The following is a 22,048-nucleotide window of genomic DNA, read 5'->3' as shown; positions in this document are numbered from 1 at the left end:
GCCGAGACTGGACCGTCGGGTACGAATGATGGTTCACCGCGGTGCGCGCGAATGCGCTTGCGCCGCGGCGGGATCACGCGTGCCCGCGCAGCGCAGGCGAGGTCGGATGGAGTGCGGAGAAAATCAGGAAGGGCTGGATGCGCTCGGTTGAGGATCAGCAGATCAAGGTGACCGCCGCGGCCGTCGCGCCCCGGCCGGTCCGGGTCGCGATTTCCGAGGCCCAGGGCCTGCTGTGCGCCGAGGATGTCGTCACCGAGCGGCCGTTGCCCGGCTTCGACCAGGCCGCCATCGACGGCTACGCCGTGCGCAGCGTCGACGTCGCCTCGGCCGGGGCCGACATCCGCGACGAGGCGGGCGATCTCGTCGACCTGACCCTCCCCGTGGTCGGCGAGGTGGTCGCCGGTTCGCGGCAGCCGATCCGCCTGCAACCGCGCCAGACCGTCCGGGTGGACACCGGCGCCCCGATGCCCACCCTCGCCGACGCGGTGCTCCCGTTGGACTTCACCGATGGCGGGCGCGCCAGGATCAAGGTGTACGAGCCGGTGCGCTCCGGCGACTATGTCCGGCGGATCGGTGACGACGTCCAGCCCGGCGACGTCGCGGTGCGCGCGGGCACCATCATCGGCGCCGCGCAAGTCGGTCTGCTCGCCGCGGTCGGCCAGGACAAGGTGCTGGTGCACCCGCGCCCGCGACTATCGGTGCTCTCGGTCGGTGGAGAGCTGATCGATATCGACCGCACACCCGGTCCCGGCCAGGTCTACGACGTGAACTCTTACGCGCTGGCCGCGGCCGCGCGGGACGCGGGCGCGGACGTGAACCGCGTCGGCATCGTGAGTTCGGATCCGCGCCGGTTGCGTGACGTGGTCGAGGGGCAGTTGGTGCGCTCCGAGGTGGTCGTCATCGCGGGCGCGGTGGGCGGGTGGGCCTCCGAGCAGGTCCGGGAGGCGCTCGAAGGGCTCGGCGAACTGGAGATCACCCGCGTGGCCATGCATCCCGGCTCGGTGCAGGGCTTCGGCCGGCTCGGCCGCGACGAGGTGCCGACCTTCCTGCTGCCGTCCAACCCGGTCGGGGCACTGGTGGTTTTCGAAGTGATGGTGCGGCCTCTGATCCGGATCGCTTTGGGGCGCAGGCATCCCATGCGCCGGATCATCAGCGCGCGCACCATCACGCCGATCAGTTCCATGGCCGGGCGCAAGGGCTACCTGCGCGCGCAGCTCATGCGGGACGAGGCGACCGGCGAATACCTCGTGCAGCCGCTCGGCGGCGGGAACTCGTCCTCGCACCTGCTCGCCACGCTCGCCGAAGCGAACAGCCTGATCGTGATCGATCCGGACGACACCGAGATCCGCACCGGTGACGAAGTCCAGGTCGCCTTCCTCGCACAGCGCGGATGAGTCGTGGACGCGATGAACGTTTTCCGGGTCACGCAGCATCCGGGGTGGCCCGCGCGACTGGGCCCGGTCCGGGTGGCCGCGGGACAGGTGACCTTGCGTCCGGTGCGGTTGCGTGACGCGGCCGCTTGGAGCCGGATCCGGTTGCGGGACAGGGCGCATCTCGAGCCGTGGGAGCCGACCGGCCGCGGGGCGTGGGAAGCGCGCAATCACGCCTCCAACTGGCCCTCGCTGTGGTCGAGCTTGAAAGCCGAGGCCCGCCGCGGCGCGATGATCCCGCTCGTGATCGAAGTGGACGGGGCTTTCAGCGGGCAGCTGACCATCGGCAATATCGTGCGCGGCGCACTGCGCTCGGCTTGGATCGGCTACTGGGTGGCCAAAGATCTCAGCGGGCAGGGCGTCGCGACCGCAGCGTTGGCGCTCGGCGTCGACCACTGCTTCGGGCCGGTGGGTCTGCACCGGATCGAGGCCACCGTGCGACCGGAGAATCTGGCCAGTCAAGCGGTGCTGCGGAATGTCGGATTCCGGGAGGAGGGGCTGCTGCGGCGCTACCTCGACGTGGACGGCGCCTGGCGGGACCACCTGCTGGTCGGCATGACCGTCGAGGAACTCGCCGGAACGGTCCTGGACCGGATGGTGCGAGAGGGGCGCGTCACCCTCCAGTAGAACCGGCCACCGGAACGCGGTGGCGTTGGTGGAAATGTGACAGGTGTGGCGGATGAGCACGGCGCGCCTGCCGGAACTTGGTGCTACCCGGAATTAGCCTACGGACGTCGATGGTGCGTCTTGCGTCATCGGCAGGGAGCCTGCGAGGGGACCGGCGTCCACGCCGCTGCGCGGACGGGAGCCGGCCGAGCGCGGGGCGTATGACGCACCCGCTCGCGGGCCGAGCCGGACAAATCCTGGCGGGACGGAGGTGCTGACGCGATGCCGAATTCGATCCTGTGGATCGGTCTCGTCGTGCTCTGGGTCTTTGTTCTGTTTCCGATTCTCGCCGACCGCCACCCCAGAATCCGCCGCACCACCGACGCCGCGCTGGCCACCAGAGTCCTGCACCGCGGCGGAGGCAAACGACGTCTCAGGAAAGGCCCGGCCGCCGGGCACGAAACCGATCCGAACTGGCGGCCCCGCCGCGTACCGAGAGAGCATTCCCACAGCGATGATGCGGAGGACCGGATGACGACACCGGCCGACGAGCCCGTCACCGAGACCGACGAGGAGAACCCGCCCGCGGCCGACGACACCGCGGCATCCGACATCGCTGACGCCGAAACGGACGACGCCGAGGTCGACGACCTCGCGCCCGCCGCACCGGACGACGACGAGTCGGAACACGACGACGAAGCCGCCGAAGTCGCTGCGAAGATCGACGCGGAGACCGATGATGACGGCGTGGGCGCACACCACCCGGAGCCGGTCGCGGCCAGAATCCCGCCTGCGCGCTCGAACGTGCCCGCCCGCGTGGACTACGACGCGTACGACGACTACGACGATTACGACGACGCCGACCCGATGGAACCGGATTTCGTCCCCACTCGCCGTGGCCGCGGCGGCTACGACCCCGAGGCCGACGCCATCGCCCGCGCCGCCCGCTACACCTTCCGGCAGCGCGCCGTGCTCGGCCTGCTGCTGGCCGCCATCCTGTCCGGCGCCCTCGCGTTGGTACTCACCTCGCTGCTGTGGTGGGCATGCGGACTCGCCGTCACCGTGCTGGTGACCTACCTGGCCTACCTGCGCAAGCAGGTGCGGATGGAGGAGGAGATCCGCCGCAGGCGCGCCGCCCGCCTCGGCAGCGGCCAGCAGGGGGAAGCCGATTCCCGCACGCGACGCGGCCGCGCCCCGCAAGGCGCGATGGACCGCGACACCGCCCGCGCCCTCCGCCGCCGCTCCACGCTGCTCGAGCCCGACGACGAAGACCCCATGTTCGCCCACCTCGACCCCTTCGACCCCGCCACCGCCCGCGCCCTGCGCACCCGCACCAGCGGCGACGTCCGCCGCGCCGCCGGCGCGTGATCTCCCGTCCGCGCAGGTCAGAGCACCGATTCGGAGTCTGGCACCACGGCCTGATACAGTGTCACAGCGCGGTTCCCCGGAGCCGCACGGGGCTATAGCGCAGTTGGTAGCGCGTCTCGTTCGCATCGAGAAGGTCAGGGGTTCGATTCCCCTTAGCTCCACCATATGGTCCGTATTAAAGCCCTGCCCTAAAGAAAAACCGCAGGTCAGGTCTTCAACCAACCTCAGCGACTCGCCACCTCTTCGGGTGGCGAGTTCTATTTTTGGCACGTGCCGCTTCAGCACACTCCGTGCCAGCATCGAGGCTTTGCTTGGGTCTTCTCCTCGCTGCATGGCTGCAACTCCGGCTTGGACGGCGCGCAGCTCGGCCAACGCCGGTTGTAGCTCGTGCCCGATGATCTCCTCGTTGAACACGTAGATTCGCTTGAAGATCGCCTGGTTCAGGCTGCGCCGGACCTTGTCGCTGGCCCCCATGTACGTACTGTGCGGATCGCGCAGCAGCTCCAAGCATGCAGTGATGTACTCCACACCAGCATTCAGATTCTCGGCCACCTGGCCCAGCTCGGCCGCCAGCTTCTCCCGCGTGCGTTGGATCTCGGTCAGGCGCGTCTTGATCGGTGCTTTCGGCATCGCGCCGTCCTCGGCCAGTTCAACCAGGTTCGCCTCCTTGGTGTCCAGCTCCTTGAGCTGGTCTTGGAGTTGTTTCCGATACAGGCGTGTCGCGGCCTGGCTCTCAGCGACGGTCTTCTCCATGGCTGAGCGCATCAATTCGATGAACTCCGGCGTGAAAGCAATGGTCTTGTAGTGTTCGACCACCAGCACCGAGCGCATGCCGACCGTGCAGCTCGGTCGTCTTCCACCAGTAGCCAACTCGGAACGACAACACAGCCGTGAAGAGCGTCGACGCTGCCCACACAATCAGGACGAGGGGCGACATCGCTCAGTCACCGTCTTCGATCAACAGCAGGTACGCCGCCTCCAAATGCACGATGCATTCGTCCGGATGGTGATGGCGGTGGATATACAGCAGTTTCCTGGCCCGTTCCACGGTGAGATCGAGCAACTGCACCTGGCACATGAATTCGGCCAGCATGCCGTCCGCTTGAACAAACGTCTTGCGGTTCAGAGGTTCTGGCGTAGCCATCAAGCATCAATCCCAGAGTGCCGCGCAGGGCAGCGGCGGCAGATCTGCTCGCACGTTGCCATCGACGGTCACCGTGAGACCCGGACAGCACTGCGCCAGTTCATCGGCCACGTTCCGGGCCTGTGTGGCGCTGGCCTGATAGTCCAGCCGCAGCGCACCGGACTCAATGTGAATGTGCCGCAGGTCTTCCGTCATCTCCCGGTTCCTCCCGTTGGCGACCGGGCCACTACAGGGCGGCCCCAGGGTCGAGCCTGGTCCGGGTGGCCGAACGGTTCTATACCGGCGGTTGCCCCGCGGGTATGCGTCCGGCGCATATTCGGCAAGCTGGCCGCGCATTAGGCTCGGGGCGCTTCAGGAGCTTCAGCCGCCGGGGCGCGGCATCAACAACAACAGCTAAACGAAAGGAAGCATGTGTGAGTAGTACAGCAACCGAGACCATCCCGGATGCAAAGCCGCTGCGGCACAAGGTAACTGCCGACGTTCACTTGGTCCTGCGCCGCGGTGACACCGTGCTCTACGGGCAGCGCTCCAACACCGGGTTCGAGGACGGCGCATGGCACCTGCCCGCCGGCCACCTGGAGGCAGGCGAATCCGTCGTCACCGCTCTGATCCGCGAAGCCGCCGAGGAGATCGGCGTGACGATCAAGCCGGAGGACGTGCAGTTCAGCCACTTCATGCACAACTCGTCGTCCGGTGGCCGCATGGCGATCTTCTTCACTGTGACGAACTGGCAGGGCGAGCCGACGAACTGTGAGCCCGACAAGTGCAGCGCGCTCGACTGGTTCGCGCTCGACACTCCGCCCGATCGCATGATCGACTACTGCCGGGCCGCGATGAAGCACATCGCCGAGGGCACGCCGTTCTCGGTCTACGGCTGGTAGAGCTATGACGCTCCAGTCCGGCCCGGTGGTGTGCGTCAGCTACTTGGCGCTGGCGGAGCTGTGGAACCTGCCCCGATTTCCGGCAGCGAACCACGGGGCGGAAATCCGAAGCATTGAGTGGTCGGTAGCGGCCGACGGACCGATGACAGCGGCGGCGCTCGCATCCCTGGGAGCGCCCTCGTTGCTCCTCTCTAATGACATCGGCGACGACGAGCAAGGCCAGTACGTTCGCCGATGGCTGGAGGAGCGCCGCGTCGAACGTGCCTTTGCGATCCGTTCAGAGGTCGTCACGCCACGGGTCGTCGTGGCAGCCGACGACGATCACACCCGGACCTGGTTTGCACACCTGCCCGCCGTGGTTGGCAGTCTGGAGCGCGCCGACTTGTCGCCGATCGCCAGTGCATCGTTTCTCTACCTGGACTGCTATCAGCTCATAGAGCGGGCAGCGCTCCGGGTGATCGAGGCCGGCCGCGCAGTCGAGGTGCCGATGCTGCTCAATCTGGGCGGCTCCGAACTTTCACAGGCGATGGCGTCCGCCATCCGTGGGTGCGCAGGGCTGGTGATCCAAACCAACGTCGATGATGCCGCCCACGCCGCGGCGCCGGAGGTAGCGCGATCCTTGCTGGTCCAGACCGGCGCGGCCTGGGTGGTCGTGACGGCTGGAGCATTCGGCGCGATTGCGGTCAGCAGATCGGAAACGGTGTCCGCGCCCAGCTTCCCAGTGGAAGTTCGGCACACCCATTGTGCAGGGGCCGCTTTCTCGGCGGGGCTGCTCTACGGCCTGCGGTCGGGATGGTCGATGCATCGTGGCATGCTGCTTGGATCGGCCAGCGGGGCATTCCGGTGCGCACGACACCAGAGTGCCCCGCTGCCGAGCTTGGACGAGTTACGGGCGGTCATCGCCTCACGCCCGCAGTCCGTCGCCAGCTAGAACAACTGCCACTCGTCCAGGCGGCCGATAAGCTCTTGCAACCTGGCGGGCGTCATCCGCTTGCGGAGCGCATCTTCCGCCGATTCCTGCGTCGCGCCGTACTGCCACCACGCCTCGCCCGTCTTGCGGTCCATCACCAGGAACTTGTCCTTGATCGCCGGGCCGCGGATTACCAGCGACACCGTGTACGGCTCGGCCACGACGGCGTGAACCATCGTGTGGTGCAGGGCGTAGGTCGTGCCCACCGGTTCCTCCCGCGCCTGCAGCACCGGCAGTTTCATGGGGCTCGATGTGCTCGTCTACCTCGGCATTCCCGAAGAGGTAGTGCCGATACTGTCCGCGCAAGATGCGGCTGGCGTAGGACCAGCGGTGGTTGTGTGGCCGGTCGAAGTAGCCGGGCAAGAAGAAGTGCAGCCGGATACGCACGCCGTGATCGTCATCGGTGTGCAGCACGATCTTGTCGAGGATGTCGTAGTGCTCGCACAGGGCAAGCAGTTCCGGTCGATCGGGCAGCTGCTCCAGTCGCATGCGCACGATCCGGGGTTCGGCCGCGAGTTCATTCAGGGCTTCACGGCAATTGAGTTCGACGTCGTCGATGTCGTTCCAGTCGATCCAGCACAGATTTTCGGCGATCCGGTCCATGTCGTCCATTGAGGCTTCCTCACTCTTCGGGTTTGGCGCTGGACTTCCAAAGGCGGCAGACCGGCACGATGTCGTCGTCTGCCTCGCAGGAGGCTTTGCCCATCACAAGTTCTTCGGCCGGGCAGCCGCCCATGCAAGCGCTGGCTTTGCAGCCGCCGCAGGTGCTTTCGGCCAGTGCGCTGGTGAACAGATCGAATTCGTTCGAGTTGTGGTTGAGCTGGATGTGCCCGTCGACCATCTGGGCGAAGTACAGGTCGGTGTCGAACAGATACGAGCAGACGTAGCAGCGGCCATCCGGGAAGATCGAGATCCGGTCCAACGTTCGGCCGATGCACCCTTGGTAGCCCTCGGCCGCGTAGCGCTCCATCTGGTCGCGCCGGGCGTAGGTCGGTTGGTACCAGACCCGTGTTCTGTATTCCGGCGCAACCTGATTGAGCCGATCGCAGAACGTCACCCATTCCGGCGGCGTCATCGCCATCTCGGCGTTGCCGTGACCGGTGCCGATGGTCGAGAAGACGTGGAACTTCACTAGGCTGACGCCCAGCACGTCCGCGATGTCGAGCAGCTGCAACACATCTCGTTCATTGGCCTTGTTCACCGTGCAGATGATCCGGGTGTCGAAGCCGCGCTCGGCCAGTTCGCGCGTGGTCTCCATCGCGTCGTCGAAAGTGCCGGCGCCGCGCACGGCGTCGTGCGTCTCTCGGCTGCCACCGTCCAAGCTGACCTGCACGTAGGCGAAGTCGTCTGGCGCCAGTTGCCGGAACCTCTTGAGCGCGGATTTCTGAGCATTCGTCGTGGTGATGACGTGCTCATAGCCGAGCTGGCGGCTGAGTCGCACAGCTTCGCAGTAGTACGGATGCAGCGTCGGTTCGCCGCCGAGGAGGGTGAGCTTGCTGCCGCCCAACTTGCGCCAGGTGGTCAGCGTCTCGGCGATCTTCGGCAGTGGCATCTTGAGCGCCCGCTCCAGCCGCTCGCCCATGTAGCAGTGCTCACAGCGCAGTTGGCAGGCTTCGGTGATGTAGAGGTAGACGTTGCGGAATCGGCCGTAGGCCACGCGGTCGATGCGCTCTGGCGCGGGGAGGTCGATCCGGCGCGGCATGCGGGCGTGGCCGTAGCCATCACCTCGGAGGCCGGGCGTCGGCAAGGGGACAGTCGTCATAGTGATCTGCTCCGTGAGATAAGAAGCGGGGCAAGCAGTTCCGCTGCTCCGTCGATCGTGTTGGTGGTGTCGAGCTGGGTGACGGTGATCCCGGAGTCGGTAAAGCCTGCTCGGATTCCGGCTGCCGTGTGGTGGTAGCGCTGCATCCGGGCTTTGAGCAGCCGGGGTGAATCACCACGGCGGGGATGCAGGAGGCCGCCGCAGTGGGCGCACTGCCACGGGTCGTCGTTGCTCGGAATCGCCGGCAACCGCGGATCGGAGATCGGGTCACGCTCGCAGCGGTGGCAGACCTTACGGTTTCTGGCCCGCTGCTTGAGCGTCCTTACGTCCGTGACCACTTCGATGGCTTCGATATGTGGCGTCGGGGTCAACATCCACAGCGTGATCAGGAGCTGGTCGACCTGGTTGGCCGAGCCCGGAAAGTTGTCGAGCAGGACGGTATGGACGTCGGGGTCGTCGTGGGCAGCGTTGAAGTAGGAGCGCAGCGCCTCGGCCACAGTGAACTCGTCGATCCAGCCGAGTTGTTCGCTGCTGGTCGCTGTCGCGGCCAGCACCTCCTTGGAGACGTGCTCGCGCAGCCGGAACACCCGGCGCCCTGACGCCGATCCGAGACGCAGTGTCAGGGTCGTTTTGCCAGCGGCTGGTGGCCCGAAAATCGGAACGACGAGGGACAATGCCACGGCCTACCCCCTTTCCCTAGTGGACCTTTGGGTGACTGGGTAAGGGTCAGCCGACTGCGCGAAAACGGCCACGACGCGGGGGCATACGCGCTATGTATGAAACGTATAGCGGCCGATGCGAAGCCCTGATACGGTCACGCGACCAGGGCAAACGGCGCACCAACGCCCAAGAGACCCCAGGGGAACAAACCATGAAACGGGCATCCCAGGAGCAGCGCTACTGCGCCCGATGCGGTTCCAGATTGAATCGCTACAACCCCGAACCTCTCTGCGCTCCCTGCGAATCTGCATCTCGCGGTGAGCGGCAACAGCCGCCGAGCGTTTCCGGTGATTTCTGGCAGACCGACCAGATCCGTGATGCCCTCGCGACCTGGCACATGGGCCGAGTGATCTTCGCTTATCGGACGCATCCGTACCACGGCCGACCACTGCCGCAGGAGCTTGTCGCCAATTGGCTCGAACTAACCCAGGCGCAGCTCAGCCGCATCGAGAAAGGAGCGGCGCCCGAACAGCTCTCGAAGTTGGTGCGGTGGGCACAGATCCTCGGCATCCCGGACGAGCTGCTGTGGTTCAAAGTGCCACCGTCCGTCGACGGTGTGACGGCAGCGCAGCCAGCCGTCCCGCGCGGGGCAGGCGAGAACGCCCTACTGCTGGCCCGCTGGTTGGCGTCGGATGGAGCCGATACACCTCCGGTCGGTAGTGCCGACGAGCTTCAGCGGGTCGGCGCGGCGCTGGACAACGCGCATCGCTACTTCGACGGGCCTGTGGTGGACTTTTTCCGCCAGCAGCTCGTCCGATGCAAGGCGGACGATGGCACTCTCGGCCCTGCGGCGGCGCTCCCGCTCGTCCTTGGCGTACTCGGGGCCATTCGCCGGCATAGTCGCGATGCCAAGCCCGAGATTCGGCGTCAGCTACTGGAGGTCGGGGCCGATGGTGCCGAATTTGCAGGCTGGCTCTACCGCGACCTGCACGATCCGCTAACCGCGACGTTCCTGTACGACCGGGCAATGGAGTGGGCGCAGGCAGCGGGCAGCTTGCCGCTCCAGGGCTACGTCCTGCTCAAGAAGTCCCAAATGGCCTACGACACGCAGGATGCGGGCACCGTGTTGTCCTTGGCGCAGGCCGCCAGCACCGGACCGTGGCAGCTCCCGCCTCGTGCTCAGGCTGAGGTAGTACAGCAGGAAGCGCTGGGCCTTGCTATGACCGGCGAACCGCTGGCCGCGGTCGAACAGAATCTCGTCCACGCTCAGCAGTTGTTATCCGCTGCCGAGGATGCCGGTGGCGATGCGCTCGGGGCCTACTTCAAACAGAGCACGCTGCTCGTGCGTTCGGCCTGTTGCTATACCGAAGCGGGCAAGCCGCACCAGGCCGTGCAGCTGTTCGGTGATGTGCTGGCGGGCGGCACCCTCTCCAAGCGCGACAGCGGCCTGTTCGGGGCTCGGCAAGCCAAGGCGCTGGCGCTCGGCGGTGAACCCGATGAAGCGGCGACCGTTGCCGCCACGGCGGTCACAGTAGCCAGGGAAACCAGATCCGAGCGCACCATGAACGTGGTGGTCGAAGTCGTTCGGGCACTCGACCCGTGGCGCAACCGGCCGAGTGTCCGGATGCTCAACGATGTCCTAATGCCGTAGCCACTGCGCCACGATGCCGATGACCTCGGCTTGATACTCCTGGCTCTTGGGGTTGAGATACTGCGGATCATCGTGGACGGCGAAGCCGTGCTGCGAACCGTCGATCTCCACCAGTTCGACAGGTGCGGTGAACTGAGAGACCGCAGCGCGCGAGCCGTCGATCGGCACCAGCGTGTCGGCGTTGCCGTGGACGATGAGGGTCGGCGTCTTGATCTCGCCAAGTACCTTATTCGGCTTCAACCAAAACACTTCGTTCAAGAGCGGGCGGCCGTGCTTGAGCGTCGGGGTGAACTGAATGGCGCCGGTCTCGTTCAGCTCACGTGCGGCTTCGTCGTTGATGACGTCGTCCGCCCAGTACGGCCGGGTGTCGATAGTCCGCTTTTTGTAGTCGAACTGCGGATTGAGCAGGACCAGCCGCGCCAGTTCGTCCGGACGCTTGGCGGCGTAGTAGCCGCAGATGCCACCGCCGAAGCTCGCACCCAAGAGGCTCAGCTCGTCCGCGCCGGTAGCCTCTCGGAGGTGCGCCAGACCGACGCGGATGTCGTTCAGGATGGTGGAAAGTGTCAGCTCCTCTTGTCGGCCCTCGCTCTCGCCATGACCACGAAGATCAAAGCGGAGCGAGGCGATGCCGACATCGGCCAGGCCCGCCGCCAGGCGAGTGAAGAAGCCGCCCTCCTCGCGGGTGACGCCCCCGCCATGTATTAGCAGGACGGCACGCGCCGCTGGCTGCTCAGGAGTGGCGAGGGTGGCTGCAAGGTGGAGGCCGTCGAGTGTGCGGATTTGGTTGGTGGCGCTGGCTGAGGGCACCGAATCAGTGAAGCAGAGGTGCGCGCCCGCGACCAGGCGGCGCTTACGATGTAGGACGAGAGCGCAGATCCGCACCACGGCGCGGATTCGCTCTGTTTCGCCCGACCGGCCCGGGTGTTGGGCTTGGGAGGCCATCCGGGCGCGTGTCGGCCCGTCAGCCTCGTTCCGGGCGCAGGTGGCGGGCAATGTGGTGCGTTCTGCCAGCGATGTCCGCTCCTCCTCGGACAGCCGGCGCATCCGCTTCGGTGAGGCGTTAGTCAAACCCCGAGGTGGCACTCCGTCCTGAACACGATGCTTCGCGTCGGCCACCAACTGCACAAGTGCCTGACCAGGGGTTTCATTGTTGACTGCGACCTCAGGAAGCCCACTCACAAAATCCCCAGGTCAAAAGCTTGGGGATTTTTGCTCCTTACGTCCCCTACTGGAACGTTGTTTTTCCGTCCCTGTGACCGGGGACTCGGGCTCGATCCCAGCGGTCAGCTGGTGGGGCGCCGAGCGGTGTTGTCCTCAGCGAAAGAAACTTCGGTTGCGCTGCTCGTTCAGTTCGATCAACTCTTCCTCGGTGAGCTCGTCCTCTTTCACCGGCACGGGGCGGCGGAGTGGTTGGGGCTCGGCGGGATACGGGCGTTCTACGGCGGTATGCAATGTTTCCCGCACAGCCTCGATGCGGGGATCCTCGGTGAATTCGGCCAAGCGATCGCGCACGTTGGCGCGAGCTTCCTCGAGGGCTTCTCGAGCCAAATCGGTGATCAGCTTGCCGAGTTCGGCTCCGTACGGCGTCACGCTGTCGTCGATTCGAACCGCCGCCAAGGTTCCGTCCGCGCCGACTTCGACGGTGACTCCATATCGGCCTGCGCTGGCGCGATCGGTCAGCAGCGCTCGCCGCACCGCATCCATCCGGTTGGTTATCGGATCGATGTCCCCATTGATCGGATACACCTTCGGACCCCCTCCCACATCTCCAATAGAGTCGCCATAGAATAGCCGTTTCCAGGGGAGGGATTCATGACCGAGCTCTATGTCGATCAAGCCGCTGTCGAAGGCATGATCGGCGCGCTGAACCAGTCTCGCGATGCGCTGGCGGGGGTACCGACCAGCAGCTTCATCGCCGCGATCGAGCAGGCGCTGCCCGGCTCCGGTCTCGGGCACGCCTTCATGAAGGCGGGCTGGCGCGCGGGTGCGAGCCTGCGGGGTGTCAATGCTCAGCTGACCGAAATCGCGGATAAGGCGGGCATCAGCATCACCGAGTACAACAACCGTGACCGGATCAACGCGGGCGCACTCGAATCCGTCGAGGACCCGCCCAGATGAGTTCGCTGCCACCGACCAAGTCGCAGATTCGCAGCTGGAACGTCGCACCTCTGGCGGAGCAGGGTTCGGAGTGGGGCCGCGGAGTCAAAGCGATCTCCGACGAACACGGCGCGGTTTCCCGGCAACTCGCCGATTCGCCCGGCTTCTGGCGCGGCCCCGCGAGCGACGCCATGCGCGACAAGGGAACAGAAGCGCTGTCCTCGATGTCCAAAGTGGCTACCGCATTCGAAAAAGGCGAACAAGCGAGTTCCCTGATCGGGAACATCCTCGGCTTCGCGAAAACCACTGCGGTGAACGCTATTGCGACCGCTGAGGAGCAGAAGTTCGTCGTCGCGGAAAGCGGTGCCGTCGGCTATGACGACACGACATTGGCTTGGCTGCTGAGCCAGTCCGACACTTCGTGGGCCATGGCGGACTTCGTCTTGCGCGCGATCGCCAAGCAGCACCAAACGGACATTGTCGCCGCGCTCCAGGCTGCCGCCGACGCTGCGGAGAATGCCCGCAAGGCCATCGAGAACGCCTTTGCCGACGTTCCGATCCCGCCCGGAGCCGAACTCGAGCGGATCGTGACGGACTATCAGGTGGAGGCCGACCCAGGCGGCATGGTGGAGTGGCCGGACGGAACGCTGGCGACTCTCATGGGCTTGAAGCCCGGGTTCGAACCGCAGAATGTGACGGTGGCCGAAGCCGCCATGCTCGAACAACTCAGCCTCGGCGACAAGATCAGGTTCTACAACCTCAAGACGGAGGCTGAAGACACCGCCAATTCGCTGTTCCCCAACGACAACACCCAGGACAACCACACCGACGCCTTCCGGCACGCGTACTGGAACGCCCTGATGACGCAGGAATTCGGCGAGGACTGGACCAATGAGTACACCTCCAAGCACGAAGGTCGTCCCGACAACGCTGCGGTTCGTGAGGCGATGGACCTCTACAACAACGAAATCGGCCGCAAGATCGCGCTGGCGAATCCCGATGCTGGCCAAGAAGAGCTGCAAGATCTCGTCAAGGACGCTGTCGAGCGCGGCGACACCGTTCTGATCAATCAGAATCAGCGCCTCAGCTTCACCAACCAGGCCGGGGAGGGGCAAGCTGTCGATTCGGCCGAATTCGACAAGAACCCGCAGTTCCTGCCCGGCACACCGTTGCCGAACGATCGACCTTCGCCCAAGTAGCGCCGACTACCTCACTCGAACATCGGAGACTCATGCGAACCAGTACGGAAACCATTACCAGTTGGGCACTGAGCGTTCTCGGGCTGGCGGCGGTTGTCGCGGTTGCCGCTGGATGCCGGCTCCCCTTCGTGGGTGAGAGTGTGACCGTCGAGGACGAGAATCCTGCGCTGGCGGCGGCTTTCGATCGTGTGCGGGATACGCGGGGCACCGCGCGGCTGGGGGATGTCGTCACCGATTCGAAGATCGGAATCGGGGCGTGGGACCGGATGTACAGCTTCTATTCGCCGGTGTCGGAGGACAAGGTGAATGCCACGCTCGGGACCGAGGATCTCGAGTGGAGAGGGCTGCCCCAGGATTCGGATTCCGCGATCCAAGTTTTCGTGCTCAATGGCAAGGTCGTTTACGCCTTCGACGACAAGCTGCCGCGCCATAGTGTGCGCGCCAAGAAATATGCGACGCCCGATTCCGTCGTGCGGGCGCGGGAGACGCGGCAGGACGGACCGTTGTCCAGCGGTCCGGTCTGGGTCCTGGATATCGAGGAGTTCTCCTGACCGCTGTCGACTCGTGGCCCGGGGATCGAAGAGCGGCGGGTGCGGCTATGCACGACAGAATCGATCGCGCTCAGGCGATCGCTGTGCGCAAAGCGAACCAGCCCGTGGTCGGGTCGGCGAAGCCGTGGTAGGTGAGGCGGACGCGTTGGTCTACTTCGAAGAGGCGGTAGACGGCGAGCATGGCGCGGGAGGTGGCTTCCTGTTGGAAGTCGTCGATGCGGCGGTAGCCGATGGGATGTTCGGGGAGTAGGGCCAGGCGGACCAGTTCGGCGGGGTCGCTGAGGTCCAGACCCATCGGGGCGGCGGCGGTGATGTGCTGGTCGTGCAGGATGGCGTGGATCTGGTGTGGGTCGGGGCGGTCGGTGTGGAACACCTGGAGTTCGGTGCGGACCCCTCGATCGGGGGGAGCCGGCTCGCTCTGGACCAAGTCGATCAGCTCGGCGTCGGGTGTCGGGGCGCCGGTCTCGTCGGAGAGCGGGGCCTGTTCGAGCAGGTGCAGCATGTTGCCGCCGGGGATCAGTGGCTCCGGGGCCAGGAACAGGGTGACCGTGGGGCAGACGCAACCCTCGCCGAGTAGACAGACGCGCATATGGAACGGATCGGGCATGCGGCCCTCCTCCATGAAACCGGGCCGGATGTACCGGCCCATGCCGGATCGGGACTTCGAGTTATGCCGATCGTGGAATTGCCGGAGCCCTTCGACGGTCGACCGTGCCGCAGTTCCCCAGTCTAGGAGCCGGGCACCGCCCACGCATCGCCATCACCCGCCTACTTTCGCGAATCTGCCACAGCAGGCTCGCGCTGCCCGTCTTCCCCTACGCCGAGCCCTGCCGGTCGCTTCGTTCGGTCCGCATACCGCGATGCGCTGACCATGGGGTGCGCACGGATTTGCTCAGCCGTGCTGGTGGCAGAGGGAGAGGGCTTTGGTCCGCATGGCTCCGAGGCTGATCTTGTCGTTTCCCGCGCCGGTGGCGCGCAGGGGCTCGATGTCGGCCACGCCGGCGTCGGACGCGTTGCCGTTCAAGGCGTAGGCGGTGCCGTCCGGGGCGATGAACACGGCTTGATCGCCGGGACGGCATTCCAGGGTGCCGTGATCGACGGTCAGCGGCCACAGGTAGCCCAGGTTCTCGCTGCGGATCGCCTGGCTGTTGGAGGTGGGTGGTGGTAGAGGCGACGGTGTCGGGTGTGGGGGGTTCTTCGGTCCCGAGCCGCCGCCGCATGCGCTGGACGCCAAAGCGCCGGCGATGAGACATGTGAGCAGTGCTCGGCGGGCTCTTCCCGGCCGAGTACCGAGATCCGTGTGTCCTGCCGACACGGTCATCCGCGTCTCCCCCCTCTGCGGTCGCGCTGTCCCCGTGCGCTCGGCAGGAAGCCTACCGACCGAAGCCACTGTAGCGCCAGGGGTTTGGTGCCGACGTGACCCCACCCCGCCCGGCAAGAGGACTTTGACGACATCGGCCGCGTGCAGTGGCTCAGCGGATCCGGATCTCCACGGTGGAAGCCGACATGTGGGGGAAGTCGGTGGTCACGTCGACCTGCACCCGTCCCGGACCGGTGGGCAGGGCGGCGAAGACAGGCGACCGTGTTTCCGCACTCGCGCGACCGCGCGAGTGCTTAGCATCGGAGCGTGGAGCGAGGATCGTTGCTGAAGGCGCGGGCGGGCGGGAAACTGCACGGCGGAAACCACGGGATCGCCCCGGAAGACGTGGTCGCCGCGCAGCGGGCCCGCATGCTGGTGGCGATGATCGAGGCCGCCGCGGACAAGGGGTACGCGGCGGCGACGGTGGCGGATGTGCTGAAGCGCGCGGAGGTCTCGCGGATGACCTTCTATCAGCATTTCGCGAACAAAGAGGCGTGTTTCCTCGCCGCCTACGACATGGCCGTGGAGATCGTGATGACCCGCATCGCGGGCGCGCTCGCGGGCGACGGCACTCCGCTCGAACGGATGGATCGCGCACTCGACGCGTACTTCGCTACCTTGGCGCAGGAGCCGCAGGTCGCGAGGGTTTTCCTGGTGGAGGTGTACGCGGCGGGAAGGCCGGTGCTGGAGCGGCGGCTTGCGGCCCAGGCCACTTTGGTGGACGGGTTCGCCGCGGCGCTCGGGGCGACCCGGCCGCATCAGCAGCTGGTGGGCGAGGCGGTGATCGGCGCGGTCGTCTCGTTGGCGACCAATCGCGTCGTCGCGGACGATTTCGCCGCGCTGCCCGGGCTGCGCGAGCCGCTGATGTCCGCGCTGATCAAGAATCTGGTGTGAGGCCGGACAGCCGTCCGGCGACCGCGGGCAGCCGATCGATCATGGCCACGGTGTAGTCGGCGAGCAGCGAGATCAGCCCGTCCCGGTCGATGTCGAGTCCGCCGTCCAGCCAGACCAGTACCAGTTCGGCCGCGCCGCCGGTGATCAGCTGGGAGGTCGCGGCGATCGCGGTGTCCTGTCCTTCGGGCAGCTCGAACACGAGACGGGTCTGCTCGATGATGACGTCGGCGACCTGGCGCATGCCCGCGAACCGGCTGCGCATCAGCGCCTCGTCCCCGTAGGTCTGGGCGAACGCGACCTTCGCCCGCCGCGGGTCGTCGGTGAGTTCCACGATGAGGGCCGCGACCCCGGCGCGGATCCGGTCGCCGGGCGTGCCCGCGGTCTCGGCGATCGCGGCCTTCGCCCGATCGAGCGCCGCCTGCTGGATCTCGACCAGCACGCCGGAGGCGAGCGCGTCGAGGTCGGGGAACGCTTCGTAGAAGAATCGCGGGCCGACCTTGGCCTGTTCGCACACGCCGCGCACGGTCAACGCCGACAACCCCTGGGTGCCGATGATGTCCAGAGCCGCGTCGAGCAGCCGCCTGCGCCGATCCTCGCGGCGCTCGGCCGTGGAGGCTCCGCGGTAGGTGCCGCTGACGGTACGGGTCACCACGCCAGCTTGACACAGCCGCTATTGGGAAACAAACGTTTACGGAAACGATTGTTTCCTATATCGTCGAACCATCGCAGTGTCGCGAAGGGAAGACGGTCATGAGTCTGCTTGTGCCCCAATCGATCAACGAGGTCTCCGGCGCGGTCCGCCAGGCGCGGGTCACCTGGGCGTGGCACGCGCAGCGGGCGGCTGCGCGGCTGGTCGCGTCCTACCCGGCGCCGGTGCGTCCGCTGGCCGATCCGCCACCGGGCAGCGGGCTGAAACCCGTGCCCGGCGACTTCGGGCTCCCCGGGATCGGATACACGCTGCACGCGCTGGCCGATCCGATCCAGTTCGCGCGCAACAGATTCGATCGCTTGGGTCCGGTGCAGTGGATGGGCATGCTCGGTCGGCGGATGGTCACCTTCGGCAGTCCGGAGGGGTACGAGGCGGTGATGCTGGACCGGGACAAGGTGTTGTCGGCGCAGCGCGGCTGGGAGTGGCTGATCGGCCCCTTCTTCCGCGGTGGACTGCTGCTGCGCGATTTCGACGAGCACCTTTTCCACCGGCGCATCATGCAGCAGGCCTTCACTCGGCCGCGATTGATCGGCTACTTGGGCCTATCCACGCCGCGAATCACGCGTGGCATCGCGCGGTGGGAGCCCGGCGACGACTTCCGCGTCTACCGCGCGATCAAGAAACTGCTGCTCCAGCAGGCCACCGAAGTCTTCGCGGGCGCCGAGCTCAGCGCGGACGCGGCACGGCTGGAGCGCGCCTTCGAGGACGCGGTGCGCGGAGGGGCCGCGCTGATCCGGGCGAACGTGCCGGGCGGAGTGTGGGCCCGCGGCGTGCGCGGGCGCCGGGTGCTCGAGGAGCACTTCCGCCGGGAGTTGCCCGCCAAGCGCGCGGGCGAGGGCGACGACCTGTTCAGCGTGCTGTGCCGGGCGAGCACCGCCGACGGCGAGACCTTCACCGACGCCGAGGTGGTCGAGCACATGATCTTCGTGATGATGGCCGCCCACGACACCAGCACCATTGCCGCGTCCATGCTCGTCTACGAGCTCGGCAGGCATCCGGAGTGGCAGGAGCGGCTGCGCGCGGAATCCGTCGCGCTGGGCAAGCCCGCGCTGGACTACGACGATCTCGATCGCCTGCCCTCGCTCGACCTCGCGTTCAAGGAGGCGCTGCGGGTCTATTCGCCGGTGGCCCAGCAGGTCCGCGAAACCATCGCCGACACCGACATCCTCGGTTACTACCTGCCGAAGGGGACGCTGATCCTGTGCGGCACGTACGGCCTCATGCGCAACGAGGCGTACTGGCACGATGCCGACACCTTCGACCCGGAACGTTTCGCCGATCACCGCCGCGAGGACCGATCGCACCGCTTCGCGTGGGCGCCCTTCGGCGGCGGCGCGCACAAGTGCATCGGCCTCTACTTCGGCGGCATGACGGTGAAAGCAGTTGTGCACCAGATGCTGTTGCGGTACCGCTGGAGCGTGCCGGAGGGCTACCAGGTGCCGCTGGTCGCCGGAACCGGCCCGGTGCCCGCCGATGGCCTGCCCATCCGGCTGGAACGGATCTGACCGATGCGGATCATCGCCGACCGCACCCTGTGCGCCGGGCACGGCATGTGCGAAGCACTCGCGCCCGACTTGTTCCGCGTCGGTGACGACGGGATCGTCGCGCAGGCCGACACCGCCGCAGCGCCTGATCGGGAACTGCTCGAGCTCGTGGTCGACAGCTGCCCGGTCGGGGCGCTGCGCCTGGCCTGAGGCCGCCGGGGCCCGTTTTGCGTCCCCCCGCGCTGGGTACCGCGAACTGCGATGCTCTGCCCATCGACGCGAGAGGACCGGTGAAACCCATGGCCACCTGCGACACGTGCGGAAACGAGTACGACAAGACGTTCACCATCACCCGGGACGGCGAGTCCGCCACCTTCGACAGCTTCGAATGCGCGATCAACGCCATGGCCCCGACGTGCACGCACTGTTCCTGCCGCATCCTCGGCCACGGGGTCGAGGCGCGCGGCGACTACTTCTGCTGTGCGCACTGCGCCCACGAAGCCGGTCATCCGGCTCTGGTCGACCACGTCTGAGCCGCCGGATCGAAGCGGCGGTGCGCGACCGATCACCCGCGCGGTGCGTGACCGCGCCGCACCTCGAGCCCGGCGGCCGCCGCCGCGTCGGCGAGTACCGCCTCGAGCATGGCCGGAGTGAGCCGGCCGGTGAAGGTGTTCTGCTGGCTCACGTGATAGCACCCGAACAGGTGCAGCGGGCGTCGGCCCGCGTCGGTCGCGGCCAGTTCCACGTGCGCGCCGTGGCCGAACTTCGGTCGCGGACGCGGTACGACCCAGCCCGCGCGGGCCAGTACGGGGAGCAGGGCCTGCCAGCCGAACGCGCCGAGTACCACCACCGAGCGCACGGTGGGGGCCAGCAGGCGCAGTTCGGTGTCCAGCCAGTGACCGCAACGGTCTCGTTCCTCGGGCGTCGGCTTGTTGTCCGGCGGCGCGCAGTGCACCGGGGCGGTGATCCGGACACCGTGCAGGCGCAGGCCGTCGTCGCGGCTGACCGCGGTCGGCTGATTGGCCAGCCCCACCGCGTGCAGCGCCGCGTAGAGCACGTCGCCGCTGCGGTCGCCGGTGAACATGCGGCCGGTGCGATTGCCGCCGTGCGCGGCGGGCGCGAGGCCGACGAGCAGCATCCGCGCGTCCGCCGGACCGAAGCCGGGGACGGGCCTGCCCCAATAGGTCTGGTCGCGGAAGGCGGCGCGCTTCTGTTTCGCGACGAGTTCGCGCCACGCCACCAGGCGCGGGCAGGCGAAGCAGTCCGCGACCGCCGCGTCGAGTTCGGCGATGGTTCGGCACATGTCAGTACCGGCCGCCCGGATCGGTGGCACTGCCCGCTGGATGCTCGTACGGGTGCCCCCCGGCGGCGCGCCTGCGTCGGCCGGAGATCGGCGTCTCGATCATCAGAACTCCGTTCGGTGGTGCCACAGAATGGGCGAAACGGACGATCGTGCCCACTGTGCCTCGGCGCGACCGGACGGCGCTCTCGTTCGCCGAACGGTCCCGTCCGGACCGTACCGCTTCGGACATCTGTCCAGTTCAGCGGGGTGATCGTGCGGCAACCCGGGCCGATATGTGATCGGTACCACCCGGTCGGGGTTGGTAGCATGGCGTTTCCGACCGACCGGATGCGGTGGTTGACCTCCGGCTTCCTTCGAAAGAGTCTTTTCATGCAGTTTGAAATCGTCGAGCGGGACGAGACGTGGGTTGCCGGGCTGCCGGTACGCAGCCCCAAACGCGCGCTCGGGGAACTGCGGGACCGCGATCTGGAGGCCGCTTGGGCGGCGGTGCTGCACCAGGAACTCGGCGGGCCGCTGGCCAGCGCCTACACCGATTACACCGGTGAACTCGGCACCTACAACACCCAGATCGTCGGCTATCAGTGCGCGTCCTTCGACGACGTCACCCGCGGTCACCTGGTCGCTCGGCTGCCGCGCGGCGCCTATGCCCGGTTCTCCTCGGTCGGTAACTTCCCGCAGGTGATGACCGACCTGTGGACGCAGATCGCCTACGCCGAGGAACACAACCACATCAAACGCACCTACACCGGCGATTTCGAGTGCTACCCGCACGCCTACAAGATCGATCTGTACCTGGCGGTCGACGCGCGATGAGCTATGCGATCGTGGTGCGTGCCGAGGCGGTCTACGGCGGGCTGGTCGTCCCGCGCGTGCGCCCGAGCTTCAAGGTCAGCAACAGCGACCTGATCGAGTTCCTGAAGGACCGGCTGCGCGACCGGGCGGGCGAGGACCATCCGATGTACACGGTGTACGTGCCGGATCCGGCCGGGAACTACAACGCGGTGGTCTGCTTCGAGTACCCCGCTCCGGACGCCGTGCCGGTGGGCGACATCTTGGTGAAGGTGCCGAAAGGCGTTTACGCCCGTTTCGCTCCCAACGGCGACTATCACGATCCGGTGGAGGACGTGTGGGCGCAGGTCGACGACGCCACGGCCTCGGCGGAGATAACCCGCGCCTACCGTGAAGAGATCGAGATCTGGCACGGCCCGGAGTCGGTCGAGCTGTTCATTTCCATCCTCGTTTAGCTTGCTAGACGGTAGCTACCCCCGAACCGACTGGTCTCCATGTTATTCCCGATATTGATTGCACATGGTTTGACCTGCGAAGATATCGTATGTACCGCCAAGTTTTCGGGAAATTAGCCGGACGGCTGGTCAATTCCTGTCCGATGACGGATACTGCCCTGGGCAACTTCATCTCGGCGCAGGGCCGCGGGGGGCTGCATCGGGCTGGACTATCGCGCATGACAGCGCGGCGATGGAGTAGGAACAACATGACTGTGGATCTGATTGCAGTCGTGCCGAGGAACTCCCGTGGGCGGGGAGTGCTGCGGTATTACGACGCGCAATCCGAATGTGCGTTCTTTGTCTCCGAACCGAGCGTTCAGCCGGAGCTCTGGCACCGGTATCTGGACGGGGCGCTGGACGTTTACCGGCGTTTCGGAGTCGAACACGCACTCGAATACGACGTGGTCGCCGACGGTGGTTCGACGTCGCTGTTCTTCACAGCGCTCGACGCCGACGGTGACATGCTCGCGGGGGTGCGGATGCAAGGGCCGTACACCGATGCGCGGCAGGCGCACGCGCTGGTCGAATGGGCCGGTCAGCCGGGCGCGGACACCTTACGCCGGATGATCGCCGACCGGATACCGCACGGCGTGATCGAGGCCAAGGGCGCGTGGGTCGCCCGGGACGCGGCCAACCGGGCCGAACTGAGCGCCGCGATCTCGCGCACCGTGCTGCACGCCGCGCGGCTGCTCG

At 66.6% G+C, this 22,048-nt stretch carries 28 protein-coding genes, 1 tRNA gene and 1 pseudogene; 19 read left to right on the top strand and 11 right to left on the bottom strand.

Annotated elements, in window-relative coordinates; translation table 11 throughout:
* Positions 1-137: 137 nt before the first annotated feature.
* From glp to ON19_RS25335, 5 genes are all read left to right on the top strand, one after another.
* Positions 138-1,394, top strand: a complete 1,257-nt coding sequence (gene glp / locus ON19_RS25355; RefSeq protein ID WP_043697950.1) for a molybdotransferase-like divisome protein Glp — start codon at positions 138-140, stop codon at positions 1,392-1,394.
* 12 nt (positions 1,395-1,406) lie between these two features.
* Positions 1,407-2,057, top strand: coding sequence for a GNAT family N-acetyltransferase (locus tag ON19_RS25350; RefSeq protein WP_043698246.1), 651 nt, complete (start codon positions 1,407-1,409; stop codon positions 2,055-2,057).
* Positions 2,058-2,318: 261 nt separating this feature from the next.
* The gene (gene sepX, locus ON19_RS25345) at positions 2,319-3,404 is read left to right on the top strand and encodes a divisome protein SepX/GlpR (RefSeq protein WP_043697947.1); all 1,086 of its coding nucleotides are present in this window, start codon (positions 2,319-2,321) and stop codon (positions 3,402-3,404) included.
* A gap of 88 nt (positions 3,405-3,492) precedes the next feature.
* Positions 3,493-3,568 (top strand) — tRNA-Ala (locus ON19_RS25340).
* A 223-nt stretch (positions 3,569-3,791) separates the two neighbouring features.
* A complete protein-coding gene (locus ON19_RS25335; protein ID WP_157229838.1) occupies positions 3,792-4,163 on the top strand; it encodes a hypothetical protein in 372 nt (123 codons plus the stop codon).
* A gap of 181 nt (positions 4,164-4,344) precedes the next feature.
* On the opposite strand, the gene ON19_RS25330 is transcribed toward ON19_RS25335, so the two are convergent.
* Positions 4,345-4,548, bottom strand: coding sequence for a hypothetical protein (locus tag ON19_RS25330; protein WP_043697941.1), 204 nt, complete (start codon positions 4,546-4,548; stop codon positions 4,345-4,347).
* Between the two features lie 6 nt (positions 4,549-4,554).
* Positions 4,555-4,743 (bottom strand): hypothetical protein, encoded by a 189-nt coding sequence (locus ON19_RS25325; RefSeq protein ID WP_043697938.1) that lies wholly within the window; start codon positions 4,741-4,743, stop codon positions 4,555-4,557.
* A 218-nt stretch (positions 4,744-4,961) separates the two neighbouring features.
* Between ON19_RS25325 and ON19_RS25320 the strand changes: the two genes are divergently transcribed.
* On the top strand, positions 4,962-5,429 hold the full coding sequence (locus ON19_RS25320) for an NUDIX hydrolase (protein ID WP_051169289.1): 468 nt from the start codon (positions 4,962-4,964) through the stop codon (positions 5,427-5,429).
* Positions 5,430-5,433: 4 nt separating this feature from the next.
* Positions 5,434-6,360: a carbohydrate kinase family protein gene (locus ON19_RS25315; RefSeq protein ID WP_043697935.1), complete on the top strand. Its 927-nt coding sequence runs from the start codon at positions 5,434-5,436 to the stop codon at positions 6,358-6,360.
* Here the strand turns inward: ON19_RS25315 and ON19_RS43985 are convergent.
* Entirely contained in the window at positions 6,357-6,641 is a 285-nt protein-coding gene (locus ON19_RS43985; protein WP_227954607.1) for an RNA-binding protein, read from the bottom strand. The genes ON19_RS25315 and ON19_RS43985 overlap by 4 nt on opposite strands.
* On the opposite strand from ON19_RS43985, the gene ON19_RS43980 reads away from it, so the two are divergent.
* On the top strand, positions 6,640-7,014 hold the full coding sequence (locus tag ON19_RS43980; RefSeq protein ID WP_227954608.1) for a hypothetical protein: 375 nt from the start codon (positions 6,640-6,642) through the stop codon (positions 7,012-7,014). The two genes, ON19_RS43985 and ON19_RS43980, sit on opposite strands and share 2 nt — an antisense overlap.
* A gap of 7 nt (positions 7,015-7,021) precedes the next feature.
* Here ON19_RS43980 and ON19_RS25305 read toward each other — a convergent pair whose 3' ends face one another.
* Together ON19_RS25305 and ON19_RS25300 are read right to left on the bottom strand one after the other, a co-directional pair.
* On the bottom strand, positions 7,022-8,146 hold the full coding sequence (locus tag ON19_RS25305; protein WP_227954609.1) for a radical SAM/SPASM domain-containing protein: 1,125 nt from the start codon (positions 8,144-8,146) through the stop codon (positions 7,022-7,024).
* A gap of 11 nt (positions 8,147-8,157) precedes the next feature.
* Positions 8,158-8,748: a hypothetical protein gene (locus tag ON19_RS25300; protein ID WP_255218409.1), complete on the bottom strand. Its 591-nt coding sequence runs from the start codon at positions 8,746-8,748 to the stop codon at positions 8,158-8,160.
* A 284-nt stretch (positions 8,749-9,032) separates the two neighbouring features.
* Between ON19_RS25300 and ON19_RS25295 the strand changes: the two genes are divergently transcribed.
* Positions 9,033-10,472 (top strand): helix-turn-helix domain-containing protein, encoded by a 1,440-nt coding sequence (locus ON19_RS25295; RefSeq protein ID WP_218006475.1) that lies wholly within the window; start codon positions 9,033-9,035, stop codon positions 10,470-10,472.
* On the opposite strand, the gene ON19_RS25290 is transcribed toward ON19_RS25295, so the two are convergent.
* Positions 10,461-11,588 carry an alpha/beta hydrolase gene (locus tag ON19_RS25290; protein ID WP_227954610.1) on the bottom strand — a complete coding sequence of 376 codons (1,128 nt, stop codon included), beginning with the start codon at positions 11,586-11,588 and terminating at the stop codon, positions 10,461-10,463. The genes ON19_RS25295 and ON19_RS25290 overlap by 12 nt on opposite strands.
* A 198-nt stretch (positions 11,589-11,786) precedes the next feature.
* Entirely contained in the window at positions 11,787-12,308 is a 522-nt protein-coding gene (locus ON19_RS25285; RefSeq protein WP_157229837.1) for a YbaB/EbfC family nucleoid-associated protein, read from the bottom strand.
* On the opposite strand from ON19_RS25285, the gene ON19_RS25280 reads away from it, so the two are divergent.
* From ON19_RS25280 to ON19_RS25270, 3 genes are read left to right on the top strand one after another with little or no spacing between them, the layout of a single operon-like run.
* On the top strand, positions 12,285-12,590 hold the full coding sequence (locus tag ON19_RS25280) for a hypothetical protein (protein WP_043697923.1): 306 nt from the start codon (positions 12,285-12,287) through the stop codon (positions 12,588-12,590). The two genes, ON19_RS25285 and ON19_RS25280, sit on opposite strands and share 24 nt — an antisense overlap.
* On the top strand, positions 12,587-13,768 hold the full coding sequence (locus ON19_RS39175) for a DUF6973 domain-containing protein (RefSeq protein ID WP_051169288.1): 1,182 nt from the start codon (positions 12,587-12,589) through the stop codon (positions 13,766-13,768). The genes ON19_RS25280 and ON19_RS39175 overlap by 4 nt, the downstream gene beginning before the upstream one ends.
* Before the next feature lie 32 nt (positions 13,769-13,800).
* Positions 13,801-14,319 (top strand): hypothetical protein, encoded by a 519-nt coding sequence (locus tag ON19_RS25270; protein ID WP_157229836.1) that lies wholly within the window; start codon positions 13,801-13,803, stop codon positions 14,317-14,319.
* Positions 14,320-14,389: 70 nt separating this feature from the next.
* Here ON19_RS25270 and ON19_RS25265 read toward each other — a convergent pair whose 3' ends face one another.
* A complete protein-coding gene (locus ON19_RS25265) occupies positions 14,390-14,926 on the bottom strand; it encodes a hypothetical protein (protein ID WP_043698231.1) in 537 nt (178 codons plus the stop codon).
* A gap of 285 nt (positions 14,927-15,211) precedes the next feature.
* The gene (locus tag ON19_RS25260; protein ID WP_157229835.1) at positions 15,212-15,640 is read right to left on the bottom strand and encodes a DUF2511 domain-containing protein; all 429 of its coding nucleotides are present in this window, start codon (positions 15,638-15,640) and stop codon (positions 15,212-15,214) included.
* A gap of 306 nt (positions 15,641-15,946) precedes the next feature.
* Between ON19_RS25260 and ON19_RS25255 the strand changes: the two genes are divergently transcribed.
* Complete coding sequence (locus tag ON19_RS25255) at positions 15,947-16,573, top strand: TetR/AcrR family transcriptional regulator (RefSeq protein WP_083899621.1); 627 nt, start codon at positions 15,947-15,949, stop codon at positions 16,571-16,573.
* Here the strand turns inward: ON19_RS25255 and ON19_RS25250 are convergent.
* Positions 16,557-17,222, bottom strand: a complete 666-nt coding sequence (locus tag ON19_RS25250; protein ID WP_043698222.1) for a TetR/AcrR family transcriptional regulator — start codon at positions 17,220-17,222, stop codon at positions 16,557-16,559. The genes ON19_RS25255 and ON19_RS25250 overlap by 17 nt on opposite strands.
* A gap of 101 nt (positions 17,223-17,323) precedes the next feature.
* On the opposite strand from ON19_RS25250, the gene ON19_RS25245 reads away from it, so the two are divergent.
* The 3 genes from ON19_RS25245 to ON19_RS25235 all read left to right on the top strand — a co-directional run bounded on the left by ON19_RS25245 (position 17,324) and on the right by ON19_RS25235 (position 19,299).
* A complete protein-coding gene (locus tag ON19_RS25245) occupies positions 17,324-18,787 on the top strand; it encodes a cytochrome P450 (RefSeq protein WP_083899620.1) in 1,464 nt (487 codons plus the stop codon).
* A gap of 3 nt (positions 18,788-18,790) precedes the next feature.
* Entirely contained in the window at positions 18,791-18,976 is a 186-nt protein-coding gene (locus ON19_RS25240) for a ferredoxin (protein WP_043697918.1), read from the top strand.
* A gap of 89 nt (positions 18,977-19,065) precedes the next feature.
* On the top strand, positions 19,066-19,299 hold the full coding sequence (locus tag ON19_RS25235) for a metallothionein (RefSeq protein ID WP_043697915.1): 234 nt from the start codon (positions 19,066-19,068) through the stop codon (positions 19,297-19,299).
* A 32-nt stretch (positions 19,300-19,331) separates the two neighbouring features.
* On the opposite strand, the gene ON19_RS25230 is transcribed toward ON19_RS25235, so the two are convergent.
* Entirely contained in the window at positions 19,332-20,069 is a 738-nt protein-coding gene (locus ON19_RS25230; RefSeq protein ID WP_086006712.1) for a uracil-DNA glycosylase, read from the bottom strand.
* Between the two features lie 369 nt (positions 20,070-20,438).
* On the opposite strand from ON19_RS25230, the gene ON19_RS25220 reads away from it, so the two are divergent.
* The 3 genes and pseudogenes from ON19_RS25220 to ON19_RS25210 all read left to right on the top strand — a co-directional run.
* Entirely contained in the window at positions 20,439-20,882 is a 444-nt protein-coding gene (locus ON19_RS25220; protein ID WP_043698209.1) for a GyrI-like domain-containing protein, read from the top strand.
* Positions 20,879-21,313 (top strand): effector binding domain-containing protein, encoded by a 435-nt coding sequence (locus tag ON19_RS25215; RefSeq protein WP_043697910.1) that lies wholly within the window; start codon positions 20,879-20,881, stop codon positions 21,311-21,313. The genes ON19_RS25220 and ON19_RS25215 overlap by 4 nt, the downstream gene beginning before the upstream one ends.
* A gap of 248 nt (positions 21,314-21,561) precedes the next feature.
* Positions 21,562-22,048 (top strand): annotated as a pseudogene (locus ON19_RS25210) (hypothetical protein); the annotation flags it as partial.

Origin of the sequence: Nocardia abscessus NBRC 100374 (assembly GCF_000308455.1) — a bacterium.
Lineage (GTDB): Bacteria > Actinomycetota > Actinomycetes > Mycobacteriales > Mycobacteriaceae > Nocardia > Nocardia abscessus.
The sequence above is the reverse complement of the archived record's forward strand: the minus strand, read 5'-3'. Positions and strand labels throughout refer to the sequence as shown.

What these genes read in the sequence shown, in the direction of transcription:
- ON19_RS25330 (WP_043697941.1), bottom strand. Translation starts at nt 4,548, where the DNA reads ATGGCTACGCCAGAACCTCTGAACCGCAAGACGTTTGTTCAAGCGGAC.
- ON19_RS39175 (WP_051169288.1), top strand. Translation starts at nt 12,587, where the DNA reads ATGAGTTCGCTGCCACCGACCAAGTCGCAGATTCGCAGCTGGAACGTC.
- ON19_RS25295 (WP_218006475.1), top strand. Translation starts at nt 9,033, where the DNA reads ATGAAACGGGCATCCCAGGAGCAGCGCTACTGCGCCCGATGCGGTTCC.
- sepX (WP_043697947.1), top strand. Translation starts at nt 2,319, where the DNA reads ATGCCGAATTCGATCCTGTGGATCGGTCTCGTCGTGCTCTGGGTCTTT.
- ON19_RS25230 (WP_086006712.1), bottom strand. Translation starts at nt 20,069, where the DNA reads ATGTGCCGAACCATCGCCGAACTCGACGCGGCGGTCGCGGACTGCTTC.
- ON19_RS25325 (WP_043697938.1), bottom strand. Translation starts at nt 4,743, where the DNA reads ATGACGGAAGACCTGCGGCACATTCACATTGAGTCCGGTGCGCTGCGG.
- ON19_RS25350 (WP_043698246.1), top strand. Translation starts at nt 1,407, where the DNA reads ATGAACGTTTTCCGGGTCACGCAGCATCCGGGGTGGCCCGCGCGACTG.
- ON19_RS25260 (WP_157229835.1), bottom strand. Translation starts at nt 15,640, where the DNA reads ATGACCGTGTCGGCAGGACACACGGATCTCGGTACTCGGCCGGGAAGA.
- ON19_RS25315 (WP_043697935.1), top strand. Translation starts at nt 5,434, where the DNA reads ATGACGCTCCAGTCCGGCCCGGTGGTGTGCGTCAGCTACTTGGCGCTG.
- ON19_RS25240 (WP_043697918.1), top strand. Translation starts at nt 18,791, where the DNA reads ATGCGGATCATCGCCGACCGCACCCTGTGCGCCGGGCACGGCATGTGC.
- ON19_RS43985 (WP_227954607.1), bottom strand. Translation starts at nt 6,641, where the DNA reads ATGAAACTGCCGGTGCTGCAGGCGCGGGAGGAACCGGTGGGCACGACC.
- ON19_RS25280 (WP_043697923.1), top strand. Translation starts at nt 12,285, where the DNA reads ATGACCGAGCTCTATGTCGATCAAGCCGCTGTCGAAGGCATGATCGGC.
- glp (WP_043697950.1), top strand. Translation starts at nt 138, where the DNA reads ATGCGCTCGGTTGAGGATCAGCAGATCAAGGTGACCGCCGCGGCCGTC.
- ON19_RS25220 (WP_043698209.1), top strand. Translation starts at nt 20,439, where the DNA reads ATGCAGTTTGAAATCGTCGAGCGGGACGAGACGTGGGTTGCCGGGCTG.
- ON19_RS25270 (WP_157229836.1), top strand. Translation starts at nt 13,801, where the DNA reads ATGCGAACCAGTACGGAAACCATTACCAGTTGGGCACTGAGCGTTCTC.
- ON19_RS25215 (WP_043697910.1), top strand. Translation starts at nt 20,879, where the DNA reads ATGAGCTATGCGATCGTGGTGCGTGCCGAGGCGGTCTACGGCGGGCTG.
- ON19_RS43980 (WP_227954608.1), top strand. Translation starts at nt 6,640, where the DNA reads ATGGGGCTCGATGTGCTCGTCTACCTCGGCATTCCCGAAGAGGTAGTG.
- ON19_RS25265 (WP_043698231.1), bottom strand. Translation starts at nt 14,926, where the DNA reads ATGCCCGATCCGTTCCATATGCGCGTCTGTCTACTCGGCGAGGGTTGC.
- ON19_RS25245 (WP_083899620.1), top strand. Translation starts at nt 17,324, where the DNA reads ATGAGTCTGCTTGTGCCCCAATCGATCAACGAGGTCTCCGGCGCGGTC.
- ON19_RS25235 (WP_043697915.1), top strand. Translation starts at nt 19,066, where the DNA reads ATGGCCACCTGCGACACGTGCGGAAACGAGTACGACAAGACGTTCACC.